General features: G+C 60.0%; 13 protein-coding genes. 5 read left to right on the top strand and 8 right to left on the bottom strand.

What is annotated here, in order from left to right:
- Positions 1-152 precede the first annotated feature (152 nt).
- Complete coding sequence (rsmD, locus tag AC5SEO_RS06810) at positions 153-710, bottom strand: 16S rRNA (guanine(966)-N(2))-methyltransferase RsmD (RefSeq protein ID WP_004432183.1); 558 nt, start codon at positions 708-710, stop codon at positions 153-155.
- Positions 691-2667: a pseudouridine synthase gene (locus tag AC5SEO_RS06815; protein WP_313594669.1), complete on the bottom strand. Its 1977-nt coding sequence runs from the start codon at positions 2665-2667 to the stop codon at positions 691-693. The genes rsmD and AC5SEO_RS06815 overlap by 20 nt, the downstream gene beginning before the upstream one ends.
- Before the next feature lie 71 nt (positions 2668-2738).
- Between AC5SEO_RS06815 and AC5SEO_RS06820 the strand changes: the two genes are divergently transcribed.
- A complete protein-coding gene (locus AC5SEO_RS06820; RefSeq protein ID WP_013635558.1) occupies positions 2739-3197 on the top strand; it encodes a nucleoside deaminase in 459 nt (152 codons plus the stop codon).
- 52 nt (positions 3198-3249) lie between these two features.
- Here the strand turns inward: AC5SEO_RS06820 and AC5SEO_RS06825 are convergent, their stop codons facing one another.
- The 4 genes from AC5SEO_RS06825 to AC5SEO_RS06840 all read right to left on the bottom strand — a co-directional run bounded on the left by AC5SEO_RS06825 (position 3250) and on the right by AC5SEO_RS06840 (position 9153).
- Complete coding sequence (locus AC5SEO_RS06825; protein ID WP_019564237.1) at positions 3250-3903, bottom strand: hypothetical protein; 654 nt, start codon at positions 3901-3903, stop codon at positions 3250-3252.
- 205 nt (positions 3904-4108) lie between these two features.
- Complete coding sequence (gene ileS / locus AC5SEO_RS06830; RefSeq protein WP_174068016.1) at positions 4109-7012, bottom strand: isoleucine--tRNA ligase; 2904 nt, start codon at positions 7010-7012, stop codon at positions 4109-4111.
- A gap of 268 nt (positions 7013-7280) precedes the next feature.
- Positions 7281-8261: a bifunctional riboflavin kinase/FAD synthetase gene (locus AC5SEO_RS06835; RefSeq protein WP_004432194.1), complete on the bottom strand. Its 981-nt coding sequence runs from the start codon at positions 8259-8261 to the stop codon at positions 7281-7283.
- Between the two features lie 43 nt (positions 8262-8304).
- Positions 8305-9153, bottom strand: a complete 849-nt coding sequence (locus AC5SEO_RS06840; RefSeq protein WP_004432196.1) for a TIGR01459 family HAD-type hydrolase — start codon at positions 9151-9153, stop codon at positions 8305-8307.
- A 368-nt stretch (positions 9154-9521) separates the two neighbouring features.
- Between AC5SEO_RS06840 and groES the strand changes: the two genes are divergently transcribed.
- The 4 genes from groES to AC5SEO_RS06860 all read left to right on the top strand — a co-directional run bounded on the left by groES (position 9522) and on the right by AC5SEO_RS06860 (position 13289).
- A complete protein-coding gene (gene groES, locus AC5SEO_RS06845; RefSeq protein ID WP_003494080.1) occupies positions 9522-9818 on the top strand; it encodes a co-chaperone GroES in 297 nt (98 codons plus the stop codon).
- Between the two features lie 74 nt (positions 9819-9892).
- The gene (groL, locus tag AC5SEO_RS06850) at positions 9893-11527 is read left to right on the top strand and encodes a chaperonin GroEL (RefSeq protein ID WP_004432205.1); all 1635 of its coding nucleotides are present in this window, start codon (positions 9893-9895) and stop codon (positions 11525-11527) included.
- Between the two features lie 619 nt (positions 11528-12146).
- On the top strand, positions 12147-12581 hold the full coding sequence (locus tag AC5SEO_RS06855; RefSeq protein ID WP_025592588.1) for a hypothetical protein: 435 nt from the start codon (positions 12147-12149) through the stop codon (positions 12579-12581).
- 261 nt (positions 12582-12842) lie between these two features.
- Positions 12843-13289, top strand: a complete 447-nt coding sequence (locus tag AC5SEO_RS06860; RefSeq protein ID WP_004432207.1) for a DoxX family protein — start codon at positions 12843-12845, stop codon at positions 13287-13289.
- 63 nt (positions 13290-13352) lie between these two features.
- On the opposite strand, the gene hisG is transcribed toward AC5SEO_RS06860, so the two are convergent.
- Together hisG and AC5SEO_RS06870 are read right to left on the bottom strand one after the other, a co-directional pair.
- Positions 13353-14045, bottom strand: coding sequence for an ATP phosphoribosyltransferase (gene hisG, locus AC5SEO_RS06865; protein WP_004432208.1), 693 nt, complete (start codon positions 14043-14045; stop codon positions 13353-13355).
- Positions 14042-15169 (bottom strand): ATP phosphoribosyltransferase regulatory subunit, encoded by a 1128-nt coding sequence (locus tag AC5SEO_RS06870; protein ID WP_174068015.1) that lies wholly within the window; start codon positions 15167-15169, stop codon positions 14042-14044. Before AC5SEO_RS06870 ends, hisG begins: the two co-directional genes overlap by 4 nt.
- Positions 15170-15174 lie beyond the last annotated feature (5 nt).

Consider the following 15174-nt stretch of genomic DNA (forward strand, 5'->3'; position numbering starts at 1 on the left):
GCCTATTCGGCAAACAAGACAAGACCGTGACGTGACGGGAAAGTGCTGCCGTCAGAGCGTTTTCGCTTTTCTTCAAATCGCGAAAACAATCTAACTCTTTGTTTTGCGGCATTTCCGCACGGAAACCGGGGGCCGTTTTTGCTGGAAATGCTCTAGGGCTCGTAGCGGTAGAAGTGCATTTTCGAGTCGCCGAAGATGCGGCTTTCGAGCGGTTTGAACACCGGCTCGACATTGACCACAACATCGCCGCGCTCTTCCAGAATGGCGAGCGCACCGGGGGCCAGCCAGCCGCCAGCATGGGCAGCAGCAAATGCCTTCTCCCCGTGGCCCTGGCCATAGGGCGGATCGGCGAACAGGAGATCGAAGGGCTCGATATTGTTGACGCCGCCAAGCTTGGTCGCGTCACGCCGCAGGATGCGGGCACGCCCATGCAGCCCCAGCGCATCGATATTTTCCCACAACAGCCCCCTGCCCTCAACGCCGTTTTCGACGAAGAGCGCCACACGACAGCCACGCGAAAGCGCCTCCAGCCCGACCGCGCCCGTTCCGGCAAAAACGTCCAGAACGCGCGTACCGTCAAGACTTTCCGGATAGGCGTGGCTTAGAATATTGAAGAGGCTTTCCCGTGTCCTGTCGATTGTCGGACGAATGGAATTTGTTTTCGGCGCGGCCAGATTTCGGCCGCGGAACTCACCGCCTACGATCCGCATTACGTGTCATTCCCCTGCCACCAGAAGGTTTGCCACCCGGGCCTTTGCCGCCCGGTTTGCCGCCGCCGGGGCCGCTACCGCCACCGGGGCCTTTGCCCTTGCCTGAAAAACCCGAACGTTCGCCACGTTCACCCGGTTTTCCAAAAGAAGGCTTGCCCGATGCGGGCCTGCCGCCGGGTTTGCCACCCGGTTTTGCGCCTCTTGGCTTGTCACCGAAAGGCCGGTCGCCGCGTGGGCGATCACCGTCTTCGCGGGGCTTGTCGCGGAACGTACGCTCACCGAAAGGTTTCTCACCACGTGCTGTGCGATCTCCGAAGCTCTTCTCGCCGCGGGGGCGGTCGCTGCGCGGGCGATCACCCTCCTCACGTGGCTTGTCACGGAACGGACGGTCGCCAAACGGTTTTCCACCGCGTGCGGTGCGATCTCCGAAGCTCTTGTCGCCGCGAGGACCGTCGCCACGCGGGCGATCTCCCGCTTCCCGTGGTTTGTCAAGGAACGGGCGGTCACCGAAGGATTTCCCGCCGCGATCTCCAAAGCTCTTTCCACCGCGCGGGCCGTCGCCACGTCCACGACCGCCTTCCTCTTCGCGCGGGGAATCCGAACGGATCCACTCGCCCTCGGAATCGGCATGCCTGACGACGTTGCGGCGCGCTTCCGCCTGGGCGGATGGCTTCTTGAACAAGCTTTCCGCTTCCGCGCGGGCAGAAGACTTCCGCTCCTTGCCATCACGGGTGGGCTTTGCGCCGGGCGCCATCCAGACATTGGCCGTGCGGCTGGTGCCCGCGGGCGGGCGGGCGGGGCGGCGTTCTTCGCCATCCTCTTCGCCACGGGTTTTCGCGCCGAATTTCCCGGCAGGTTTGCCACCGAACTTGCCGGCTGGCTTGTCACCGCGCTTGGTGTCGAGACGGCCGAGCGCCTTTTCGCGGCGATCTTCCGGTTTGCCGGCAGCCCTGTCGAACCGCGGCTTGCCTTCCGGCGCGTCGCTCTTTGCCCATTCGGACCGGGGCGCGCGCTTGGGCGTATTTTCTTCTTCATCGTCGGCGACAGGCGCATCGTAGATCGGCGCGTCGAAATTGGCGCCGGATTGTTCGATGAGGCGCGGACCAAGCTGGTCACGCAGCATGCGGCCACGCACTTCAAGCACCTTGCCTTCAGGCAGATCGCCAAGCTGGAACGGGCCGTAGGAGATACGGATCAGGCGGTTGACCTCAAGGCCAAGCGCGCCGAGCACGTTCTTGATCTCGCGGTTCTTGCCTTCGCGCAGACCCATGGTGATCCAGACGTTGTGACCCTGGGTGCGGTCGAGCGTCGCGTCGATAGCGCCATAAAGCACGCCGTCGACGGCAATGCCTTCTTTCAGCTTGTCGAGCGCTGCCTGATCGACCTCGCCATGGGCGCGCACGCGGTAGCGGCGCAGCCAGCCGGTCGTCGGCAGTTCCAGCACGCGCGAGAGACCGCCATCATTGGTCAACAGCAGCAGGCCTTCGGTATTGATGTCGAGGCGGCCGATAGAGAGCACACGCGGCAATTCACCCGGCAGATTGTCGAAAACGGTCGGGCGGCCTTCCGGGTCGGAATTGGTCGTCACCAGGCCAGCGGGCTTGTGGTAAAGCCACAGGCGCGTGCGCTCAGCCCCGCGGATGGGCATGCCATCCACTTCGATCTTGTCGGAAAGAGTCGCGTTCATCACCGGAGTGTCCAGCTTGACGCCGTTCAGCGACACGCGGCCTTCCATGATCATGCGCTCGATATCGCGGCGCGAGGCAACGCCGGCGCGCGCCATGATCTTGGAAATGCGCTCTGGCTTGGTGCCCATAACGGCTTCCTGCACCGGAGCCGCCTTGGCTTCTACCGGTTTCTTTTCACGCTCTGCGGCGGGCTTGCCGGGGCCTTTCGGCTTCTTGTCGCGGCTAAAAGTCTTGCCACCGTCACGCTTCGGCTTGTCTTTAAAAGTCATTTGCTGTTTGCCTGTTGTTTGGGCTGTCCTATCAGGTCCAAGCACAAGGGTTAAGAGGAAATTGAAACGCAATGGCCGAAAGGACGCATTTCATGGAACTGGCGCTGGCGGAAGCCCGTGCCGCCGGTGAGCGGCAGGAGGTTCCGATCGGCGCAGTCCTGGTTATGGACGGTCGCGTCATCGCCCGTTCCGGCAATCGCACCCGTGAATTGAACGATGTGACGGCGCATGCCGAAATCGCCGTGATCCGCATGGCCTGCGAGGCGCTGGAACAGGAACGCCTGCCCGGTGCCGATCTCTATGTAACGCTGGAACCCTGCACCATGTGCGCGGCGGCGATCTCGTTTGCCCGCATCCGTCGTCTCTATTACGGTGCGGAAGACCCGAAGGGCGGCGCGGTGCATAGTGGCGTGCGCTTCTTCAGCCAGCCGACATGCCACCACGCGCCTGATGTGTATTCGGGGCTGGCGGAAAGCGAAAGTGCTGAAATTCTGCGGAAATTCTTTCGCGAGAAACGTCTCGACGAATAAGCAGCCGGCGGGAGATGCAATCTTTCCCGCAGGCCATAAGCCCTTCATTTTATCAGAAGGGGTTCCACCAGGGTTTGCCGGTGTTTGCCATCGCCGCTTCTTTCTTACGGCGCTTTTCCTTCTTCTGCTCCGGCTCACCGAGGTCAGTCAGCTGATCCTGCGGAACGCTACGATATTCCTGCGGCGGATCAGTCAGGAACTTGCGCTGGGCGTTGACGACAGAGCCACCCTGGGCATCTGCCTTGGCCTTGCGGAAGGCTTCCCATTTCTGGCTTTCGGTCATCTGGCCGGCCGTGCCGTTGCCGGCAAGCAGCGGTGAGCGGTAATGCGGATTGTTCTTATTGGCATCCGCCTCGTCGCGCAGGCGTTCACGGGTCTCTTCCGGCGATTCGACCCATTGCGGGTTGTTTTCGCGGCTCGCCATGTTCTGCTGCGGCGTCGTCAATTGCTCGGCGCGGGACTGGGCGGGGACAACGAGACCGGGACGCGGGCTGTATTTCAGGTTACGTTTTTCCTGATCGTTGCCGGTGATCGAAGTCGCGTTGCCGAGGTCGTCTACAAGCTGTTCTGCCGCAGTCTTGCCCGTACCATAGGTCGGGCTCGTGCAGGCGCTGAGCAGCACGCCTATCGCCGTGATACCTGCAACCGTGCGGAACATGCTCAAACCCTGCGCGTTATCCTGCCCAAAAGCCTTCATCGTCTTCATAAAAACCCTTCCAGCCGTCCGTCCCATTGCGCCAGACATCGTCTTTCGGCAGGCGGTAGCCCGCATTGCCGTGCAAATCCGGCCATTTTCAGGCAGGTGTACCGGATGAAGAGCTAAAGCGCAATTCATCCGGCCATTTTCCTCGCGCATCGGCCCGAAACTCGAAATCGATTTTTCGACAGGAACGATGCGCAGCAGCTTTAAATCATCCCAGCGCGGCAAGCTCGCGCAGTGCCGCCGCATCACGGGCCGAAACCTCCGGATAGTCCGGATCGGAACCGACATCGGTGGTGATACGCCAGGAGCGTGCGCATTTTGCGCCTTCCGCCAGCTTCTGCTCGACCACGACCTTTGCGACCTCCGGCAAGCGGAAGCCATCGGCAGGGCCTTCATCGCCGACCACCGAAATGGCCGAGGTGATGCAGATTTCGGCAAAATCCTGCCCGGAGAGAGCCGCCAGAAGATCGGCGTCGGCAATGTGCACGATGGGCGCTGCCTCAAGCGAGGAGCCGATACGCTTTTCACGGCGTTCCACTTCGAGCGCACCGGTGACGACCGTGCGGACCTTGCGGATTTTCTCCCACTTCGCTTCCAGCGCGTCGTTGTTCCACTCCGCCGGAATTTCCGGGAACTGGGCGAGATGCACCGATTCCGCATCCGGATAGCGCGAAAGCCATGCTTCTTCAGTGGTGAAGGGCAGCATGGGCGCAAGCCATGTGACGAGGCAATCGAACAGCTTGGCGATGACCGACAGCGATGCACGGCGCTTCAGCGACGACGGCGCGTCACAATAAAGCGTGTCCTTGCGGATGTCGAAGTAGAAAGCCGACAGCTCCACATTTGCGAAATCGATCAGGGCGCGGGCGATCTTCTTGAAGTCGAAGGCGTCGTAGCCATCGCGCACGACCTTATCCAGCTCGGACAGGCGGTGCAGCACCAGCTTTTCCAGTTCCGGAAGATCGGCATAGGCGATCTCCTCGCCCTTGTCGTGGGCAAGCGTGCCGAGCATCCAGCGCACGGTGTTGCGCAGCTTGCGATACGCGTCGATATTGGTCTGGATTATGGCCTTGCCCAGACGCTGGTCTTCCCAGTAATCGGTCGTCATGACCCACAGGCGCAGGATATCCGCGCCGGACTCTTTCATCACGTCCTGTGGTGCAACAACGTTGCCGAGAGACTTGGACTGCTTGCGGCCCTGCTCGTCCATGGTGAAGCCATGGGTGACGACGGCGTTATAAGGCGCGCGGCCACGCGTCGCGCAGCTTTCCAGCAGCGACGAATGGAACCAGCCGCGATGCTGGTCCGAGCCTTCGAGATAGACATCCGCCGGCCACTTCATGTCCGGGCGGTCTTCCAGCGTGAAGGTATGGGTGCAGCCGCTATCGAACCACACATCGAGAATGTCCATGACCTGCTGCCATTTGGCGTGGTCATGGTCATTGCCGAGGAAACGTTCCTTCGCGCCTTCGGCGAACCAGGCATCCGCACCTTCAGCCTCGAAGGCCTCGAGGATGCGGGCGTTGACAGCCTCGTCGACCAGAACCTCACCCTGCTCGTCGGCGAAGACCGCGATCGGCACGCCCCAGCTGCGCTGGCGCGACAGAACCCAGTCGGGCCGACCTTCGATCATGGCGCGCAGGCGGTTCTGGCCGGATGCCGGAACGAAACGGGTCTGGTCGATGGCATCAAGCGAACGCGAGCGCAGTGTCGTGCCGTCGCCCAGTTCCTTGTCCATATAGACAAACCACTGCGGCGTGTTGCGGAAGATCACCGGCTTCTTGGAGCGCCAGCTATGCGGATAGCTGTGCTTCAGACGGCCGCGCGCGAACAGGTTATTGGCAGCGATCAGCGCCTTGATGACGCGCTCGTTGGCATCGCCCTTCTTGCCGTTATCATCCATGACGCGGGCCGCACCGCCTTCGGCAGACGGGCCGAAACCGGGTGCGTCCTCGGTGTAGAAACCGTCATCGCCAACGGGGAACGGGATGGCCGGCGAAACGCCGCGCGCTTCCAGCTCACGCTGATGCGCGGTCCAGACGTCAAAGTCCTCGCGGCCATGGCTCGGGGCGGTGTGCACGAAGCCCGTGCCTGCATCGTCGGTGACATGGTCGCCATCGAGAAGCGGAACCGGGAAATCGTAGCCAAGCGACGCCAAAGGATGGGCGCAGGCGATGGCGGCCAGCTCTTCAGCTTTCACATCGCGCACGAACTTGAAGGTCACCTTCGCCTTGGCAGCAGCCTCATCGGCAAGCTTTCTGGCGAAGATCAGCTTTTCACCCGGCTGCGGCCCGAAATCGTTCTGCGCGCTTTCGACTTCGAACAGGCCATATTCGACCCGCGAGGAGAAGGCGATGGCGCGGTTGCCGGGGATGGTCCACGGCGTGGTTGTCCAGATGACGACAGAGACGCCGGAAAGAGCTGGCGCAGCGTCCTTCACCGGGAACTTCACCCAGATCATGTCGCTTTCAACGTCGTGATACTCGACCTCGGCTTCCGCCAGCGCCGTGCGCTCGACAACCGACCACATGATCGGCTTGGAACCGCGATAGAGCTGGCCGCTCTTGGCGATCTTCAGCAGTTCGCCGGCGATGCGGGCTTCCGCGTGGAAGTTCATGGTTGTGTAGGGGTTTTCGAAGTCACCCTCGATGCCGAGGCGCTTGAACTCTTCCGACTGAACCTTGATCCAGCCAGCAGCGAACTCGCGGCACTCCTTGCGGAATTCGTTGACTGGAACCTCGTCCTTGTTCTTGCCCTTGGCGCGGTAGGCTTCCTCGATCTTCCATTCGATCGGCAGGCCGTGGCAATCCCAGCCGGGCACGTAATTGGCGTCGAAACCGCGCATCTGGAACGAGCGGGTGATGACGTCTTTCAGGATCTTGTTCAGCGCATGGCCGATGTGGATGTTGCCGTTGGCATAGGGCGGGCCATCATGCAGCACGAATTTCTCGCGACCGGCGGCGGAGGCGCGGAGCTTTTTATAAAGGCCCATTTCCTGCCAGCGCTTCACCGTTTCCGGTTCTTTCTGCGGCAGGCCGGCACGCATCGGGAAATCCGTCTGCGGCAAATAGAGGGTCGAGGAATAGTCGAATTTTTCTGCGGTGTCGCTCATAATTGTACCGTTGTTGCGCGCCGTGTCGGTCGCGCCGTCTCAATTTCAAAGAGGGCAAATACGGAAAGCGCCATGTCAAATGCCATGACGAGCGCCAAAATCCCGGACCTTCCGGCTCTTCAGAGCGGGCGGAAGGCCGGGCCAATAATTCGGCCTATCTCAACTTTAAACAGCAACCGGTATTGGGACATGGCCGGTTGTTTATGCGGTTTTCCGGCAAAAAGGAAGTGAAAAGCGACGACAATCCGGGACAGGATTATCTGCCCGCTCAAAATGCTATCTTCGCATCCAATTCACTGAGCGGCCGCACGCCTGACAGCATCGCCCGCGCCTCTTCCTCATCCCGCCTGATCTGCGCGACCAGCGGGTCCAAGCCGTCAAATTTCAGCTCGTCACGCAGGTGCCCGAAGAAGGATACCGAACACACCTCACCGTAGAGATCACCGGAAAAATCGAAGACGTAGGTTTCCAGAAGTGCCGCACCGTTATCGGTGACCGTCGGGCGGTAACCGAAGCTTGCAACGCCATCGTAAATCGCCCCGTCGGGGCGGCGGAACCGCACGGCATAGATGCCGGCTTTCAGCTCCGTTTCGGGTGAAAGCGCCATGTTGGCCGTTGGGTAACCCAGCGTTCGCCCCAGCTTCTGGCCGCCGATGACTTCACTTTCCACCGTGAAACGATACCCGAGTTGTCCGGCGGCACCTGCCACATCTCCTTCGCACAGAAGCGAGCGGATACGGCTCGATGAGACGACATCCGCGCCCTCGTCGCGAAAGGCATCCACGAGCGTCACGTCGAAGCCGTTGCGCTTGCCGGCCGCCATTAGAAATGCCGGGCCACCTTCGCGGCCCTTGCCGAAATGAAAATCAAAGCCGGTGACGACTGCGCTGGCGCCCAGCCAGTCGACCAGAATGGAATTGACGAACTCTTCCGCCGAGCGCTGCGAAAACTCGCGGTCGAAGGGGTATTCGATGACCGAGCGGAAACCGATGGCCTCGAGAATACGTGCCTTCAACGGCGCAGGTGTCAGGCGGAAGACCGGCGTTTCAGGGCGGAAGACCGAACGGGGATGCGGTTCGAAGGTCAGCACCAGTGCCGGAACGCCACGCGCCTCGGCCAGTTCCAGCGCCCGGTCCAGAACGGCGCGGTGGCCGCGATGCACACCATCGAAATTGCCGATCGCGATGACGCCGCCGCGCAAGCCTTCAGGCAGCGGCTCCTTTTTTTCATTGCGATGAAAGACGGTCATTGCAGTCGATCCATTTTTTACGCCGGCTTACGCCAGACGTTTCCTAGGCAAGGCGGGGCATCCACCAGCCGGGAGCCGCGCCCTGCCCCTTCAGATAGGCGTTCAGAAGCGCCTCGTCCGTCTGGCCATTCAGCGTATATTCGGCGGCGTGAATGCCGCCGCTGATATAAAGAAGGTTGAGGCCGCTCGCAATTGCGCCCTTCACATCCGTCGGCATGCCATCGCCAATGGCGAGCACGCGATCCTTCGGGAAATCGCCGCGCACTTCTTTCGCCGCCGCGAGGCAGGCTTCATAGATCGGTGCGTGCGGTTTGCCGGCAATACGGACTTCGCCGCCAAGCTGTTCGTAATATGCGGCCATGGCGCCGGCGCAGGGAATGATGCGCTCGCCGCGCTCTACCACCAGATCGGGGTTGGCACAGATCATCGGCGCCTTGCGGGCGATAAAGCCTTTCAGCATTTCCGTATAATCTTCCGGCGTTTCCGTCTCGTCATCGAAGAAACCGGTGCAGACGACGGATTCCGCTTCCGCCTCGCCGACCCGTTCGACATCGAGACCTTCCAGCAGCGGCATGTCACGCTCGGGGCCGAGCAGAAAGACTTTTCTCGGGCCTTCCGCGATCAGGCCGCGGGTGACGTCGCCCGATGTAATGATGCGGTCATAGGCCTCATCCGGCACGCCGAGAACGCGAAGCTGGGCGATGACACCGGGGGCCGGACGCGGCGAATTGGTGATGAGCACCACGGTCTTGCCGGCCTTGCGCGCGTCGTGCAGCGCAACCGCCGCATCAGGGAAAGCGCTAACGCCATTATGCAGCACGCCCCAGACATCCGAAAGAACAACGTCGAACCCATCAGTGATTTCGCCGAGGGTGAGAATGCGATGGGCCATGATATGCTTTCCGGGTGCGAAAAAAGGGTGTGCGTCACATGGCAAAGCAGGACGCCGATGGCAAGGAAAAAAGCGGCGCCAGGCCTGCCTCCGGACCACCGGCCACCATCCGAACATAAAACCCCTCTACGCCGAAAACGAAGGCTGCCTGAAAAGAGCGATTTGTCCTCGCCCGTCATAGCGTGGAAATTTTCTGTCATGGAACGCTGGTAACCATAGGCCGTGAAATTTTTCCGGCAGTGCGTTCTTGACTCCGGGGGGACGCCTCCTTATCTCGGCTTTGCTGGCACTCCAACAAGAGGAGTGCTAACACCCATCACGTGAACCTTCAAAAGGTTCCTGAAGTCATTTGATCGAGGGATTAGGCAATGACAAGCACCAATTTCCGCCCGCTTCATGATCGCGTCGTCGTTCGTCGCGTTGAGTCCGAAGCAAAGACCAAGGGCGGCATCATCATTCCCGATACCGCCAAGGAAAAGCCGCAGGAAGGCGAAATCGTCGCCGTCGGTTCCGGCGCTCGCGATGAGGCCGGCAAGGTCGTCGCTCTCGACGTCAAGGTTGGCGATCGCGTCCTGTTCGGCAAGTGGTCGGGCACCGAAGTCAAGCTCGACGGCGAAGACCTTCTGATCATGAAGGAAGCCGACATCATGGGTATCATCGGCTGATTTCGCCGCACCCATCGTTTCCTTAAATTTCAAGCCGGACCCCGTCCGGCCATTCGAAACCAGGAGTTTTGAAAATGGCAGCCAAAGAAGTCAAATTCGGCCGCACAGCGCGCGAAAAGATGCTCAAGGGCGTCGACATTCTCGCTGATGCAGTGAAGGTCACCCTCGGCCCGAAGGGTCGTAACGTCGTTATCGACAAGTCGTTCGGCGCACCGCGCATCACCAAGGACGGCGTTTCGGTCGCCAAGGAAATCGAACTCGAAGACAAGTTCGAGAACATGGGCGCACAGCTCGTTCGCGAAGTTGCCTCCAAGACCAACGACATCGCCGGTGACGGCACCACCACCGCAACGGTTCTGGCCCAGGCCATCGTTCGCGAAGGTGCAAAGGCAGTTGCTGCCGGCATGAACCCGATGGACCTCAAGCGCGGTATCGATCTGGCCGTTGCAGAAGTCGTCAAGGACCTTCAGGCCAAGGCCAAGAAGATCAACACTTCGGAAGAAGTTGCACAGGTCGGCACGATCTCTGCAAACGGCGAGCGTCAGATCGGTCTCGACATTGCTGAAGCAATGCAGCGCGTCGGCAACGAAGGCGTCATCACCGTTGAAGAAGCCAAGACCGCTGAAACCGAACTCGAAGTCGTCGAAGGCATGCAGTTCGACCGCGGCTACCTGTCGCCTTACTTCGTGACCAACCCGGAAAAGATGGTTGCGGACCTCGAAGACGCATACATCCTTCTGCACGAAAAGAAGCTTTCGAACCTCCAGGCCATGCTGCCTGTTCTCGAAGCTGTCGTTCAGACCGGCAAGCCGCTCGTCATCATCGCTGAAGACGTAGAAGGCGAAGCCCTTGCAACGCTCGTCGTCAACAAGCTGCGTGGCGGCCTCAAGATCGCTGCCGTCAAGGCTCCTGGCTTCGGCGACCGCCGCAAGGCCATGCTGGAAGACATCGCCATCCTGACCGGTGGTACCGTCATTTCCGAAGATCTCGGCATCAAGCTCGAAAGCGTTACCCTCGACATGCTCGGCAAGTCGAAGAAGGTTTCGATCTCCAAGGAAAACACCACGATCGTTGACGGTGCTGGCCAGAAGTCCGACATCGAAGGCCGTGTTGCCCAGATCAAGGCGCAGATCGAAGAAACCACTTCCGACTACGACCGCGAAAAGCTGCAGGAACGTCTTGCCAAGCTCGCTGGCGGCGTTGCCGTGATCCGCGTTGGCGGTTCGACGGAAGTTGAAGTGAAGGAAAAGAAGGACCGCATCGACGACGCTCTCAACGCGACGCGCGCTGCTGTTCAGGAAGGCATCGTACCGGGCGGCGGCGTTGCCCTGCTGCGTTCTTCCACGAAGATCACCGTCAAGGGTGAGAACGACGACCAGGAAGCCGGCATTAACATCGTCCGCAAGGCTCTGCAGTCTCTGGTTCGCCAGATTGCAGAAAACGCAGGTGACGAAGCTTCCATCGTTGTTGGCAAGATCCTCGACCGGAACGAAGACAACTACGGCTACAACGCCCAGACCGGCGAATATGGCGACCTGATCCAGCTCGGCATCGTCGACCCGGTCAAGGTTGTTCGCACGGCTCTGCAGAACGCAGCTTCGGTTGCTTCGCTGCTGATCACCACCGAAGCCATGATCGCCGAACTTCCTAAGAAGGAATCGGCAATGCCCCAGATGCCTGGCGGCGGCATGGGCGGCATGGACTTCTAATCAGTCCTGTCACTGGAATACGAAAGGGCGGTCTTCGGATCGCCCTTTTTTCGTTGCCGCTCATGCCTTTTGGTGATCTGGCGTCGCAAGCGCGCCAGACGGGCGGCATGGACTTCCAATCAGTCCTGTCACTGGAATACGAAAGGGCGGTCTTCGGATCGCTCTTTTTTGTTGCCGCCCATGCCCCTTGTGAGAGCTGGCGTGATATCCTCACTTGCCGGAATCGGGCTTAAAAAATATTGTCTCTTTTTGAAACAGCGATAACTTTAGTCGGCTTGTTTTCGGCAGCGCGTGCAATAATCGGGTGCCGATAGAGGCGAATCACAATTGCCGATGGGGCGGATTTTCGCCCTCTCCAGTTTATAAGCACGACATTTAGTTGTCTTTTTTTCATATATTTCGCGATTACGATGAAGGAATACATATTATTTTTGATTTTCTCTCTGACAGGTTGTTGTGGGTAGAAGAAAATAAACTATAAGTCAGCGCCCGTGAGGGTGCCGCGGCGGGACGCAAGCATTGAAGGGGTTCGATGCTTGGCAAGCACGCTCGAATGCGGATGGCGATGAAAAATCAACTTGGCAGCGACGCTTGAGATTGCAGCGCTGGTACGATGTTCATGCGGGGGCGCGATTTGTTCGAAATATCAAGACGCAACGATGCTCTGCCTGCGGCCGCGACAACCATGCCGGATACTCAGACCCTGTCGCATTTCTTTATTTCGGAGGAATGGAGCGGCGATCTTTCGAGCGGCGTCATCAAGCTTGGCGAACATGCATCTTTCATGCATGGGCTGCCGCAGGGTGAGTGCGGCCTGCTCAGCCTGATCCGCTGTTATGATCGGGGTCACCACGACCGCGTGCTCGAAATTTTCGAACAGGCTTCCGCCGCACCCTCACGCTTCTGCTTTTCCACCGGCCTGTTCACCCTGCCGGCAATGCGGCAGCCGCTTATTTGCATGGGCGAATCCTCGGGTTTCGAGATCGGCCAGCAAGGGCGCATTTCGGGGCTCTTCCTGTTTCCGCGTTTCGAGGATATGCGCTTCGCCGCCTAGCGCGTTTCCAGTAAAACTGCGCAGCGGCTTTATGTCAGGAAATTTTTTTAAAACAAATAGATAGATCGAGACGAATGGTCCCGTTCAAACGGGGATGCGCGCTCAATGTCATTGAACGACATTGTTGGTCGTTCACAAAATGAAGACAATTTGTCTTCTATTGTTCATCTTTATAGATGCATGATTTTCGGTCATTGATATCTCCAGACATCACCTTGCAGTTTAACCGGCGACACGCCGATCACTTACCGGAGATACTCCATGTCCAGCAGCCAGAACGCTCTCGTTCTCATCGCCCGCATTCTGCTTTCCTTCATCTTCATCTATTCCGGCTTCGGCAAACTCACCGATCCGGCCGGCACTGCCGGCATGATCTCGGGCGCCGGCATGCCTGCCGCAACCGCGCTTGCCTATCTTGCCGGCCTGTTCGAACTCGTTGCCGGTCTTGCCATTCTCGCCGGTTTCCAGACGAAGATTGCCGCATGGGCGCTTGCAGCATTCTGCGTGTTCACCGGCCTCGTATTCCACAGCGGCACCGTTGCCGTTCCCGGCTGGCCTGAGCCTGCTCTCGGCTGGATCAACACGCTGAACGGCATCATGCTGATGAAGAACATCACCCTTGCCGGCGCCTATATCCTGCTCGCAACCTTCGGTGCAGGCGCCTACTCCGTCGACGCAAAGCGCGGCTTCGTTGCCGCCCGCGCCTGAGCCCATAGGCTGACCAAGAAAAAAGCCGCCGGAGCGATCCGGCGGCTTTTTTCTTTTATGCTTTCAGACAGCCGCTTTTATTCGCGCCGCGATCTCCTGAACCGCCGGATCACCTTCGTGCTCCGGCTTGCGGGCGCGCACGAAACAGGCTTCCGAGCGGACGATGATGCCGTCGGAGAGGATTTTCAGGTGGTTAGCTTTCAGCGTCGAGCCGGTGGAGGTGATATCGACGATGATATCCGCCTGCCCTGCCGCCGGCGCACCTTCGGTGGCGCCAAGGCTTTCGACAATACGGTAAAGCTGAATGCCATGCTGGCGCGAAAAGAACTGCTGCGTCAGCCGCCAGTATTTGGTTGCGATTGCCAAACGGCGACCATGACGGGCACGGAATTCCGAGGCCACATCGCCGAGATCGGCCATGCTGTCCACATCCAGCCAGATTTCCGGCACGGCGACAACGACATCGGCATGGCCGAAACCGAGGCGGGCGCAGAATTCCACCTGCGCATCGGCGTTGGTCAGCCCCTCTCGCACCAGGTCTTCACCCGTCACGCCGAAATCCACGCTGCCAGCACCAATTTCGCGGGCGATCTCGGAGGCTGAGAGATAGGCAATCTCGATATCGTCGCGCCCTTCGATGCGGCCGCGATAGGACCGGTCGTTACCGACAGCTGCGACCTTCAGCCCGGCGCGTTCCAGAACGGCGGAGGCGTCTTCCTTCATCCGGCCCTTGGAGGGCAAGGCAATGGTGATCATGGCTTATCGCTCCCGCGCACCGTTTCGATGCGATCCAGCCAGAGGGAAAAGCCCACGGCCGGTATTTTTTCCTGCGCGCCAAGCAGCGTCAGCAGCCGGTCAAAACGGCCACCACCGGCCAAAACGCTATCGCTACCTTCTTCCATCACCTCGAAAACGAGGCCAGTATAATAATCGAGCGGACGGCCGAAGGCCGCGCCGTAGCTGACTGTTTCGAGATCGACCCCGGCATTCGCAAGGGCCGCGACACGCTTATCGAAAGCGGAAAGCGCACCGTCCAGTTTCAGCTTAGCCTTTGCGGCAAAATCGGCCAGAACTTGCGAGGCCTGCGGCAAGGGTGCCTGCAGGGCCAGAAACTGCTTGAGCAGTTCGAAACTCTCATCCGGCAGACGCGTGGCGGCAAGCGCCAGCTTTTCCCGCAGACGGCGGGCGATTTCCTGCGGCGAGCGGCTGGCATTGGTGGAATAGCCGGTTTCCTGCATTACCGTGTCGAGATAACCGACCAGCACCGCCTCTTCGCCCGTTGCCAGAAGTCCAGCGACCCGCGCGTCAAGGCCGGTCATGGGCTTGGGGTGCACGAGGCTTTCCAGCAGCGCGTCGAGCTGCGCCATATCGCCGAAAGCCTGCACCAGCCGTTTCTGCCAACCGAGCGGCAGGCCGAGCGCTGCAACGACCGCCTCGAACACCTGCTGGTCGCCCAGCGTGACGGCGAGCGAGCGGCCAGGCAGCAGGCGTTTCAGGATGGCGGTTGCATCAATCACGGCGCGGGCATCGGCGGCGGCGATATCGGTATCGCCAAGATCCTCGATGCCGGCCTGATAAAACTCGTTCGCACCCTCCCGGCGCTGGCGGAAGACCTCGCCCAGATAGGAGTAACGCTTCGGCGTACCCGTCGCCGTCTCGATATGGCGCAGGCAGACGGGAATAGTGAATTCCGGGCGCAAACAAAGGCTTTCACCTGTCTCGCTCTCCGTCATGAAAATACGCCGACGCAAATCCTCGCCCGCCATATCCAGAAACGGTTCGGCAGGCTGGATCACAGGCGTGTTCACACGACTTGTGCGGCGCGCGGCGAATTCTTCCAGTAGCTCTCCGGAAAATTCCGGCATGTCGATCAGGGGCATCCTTA

The sequence above is a fragment of the Agrobacterium sp. K11 genome, assembly GCF_059429395.1.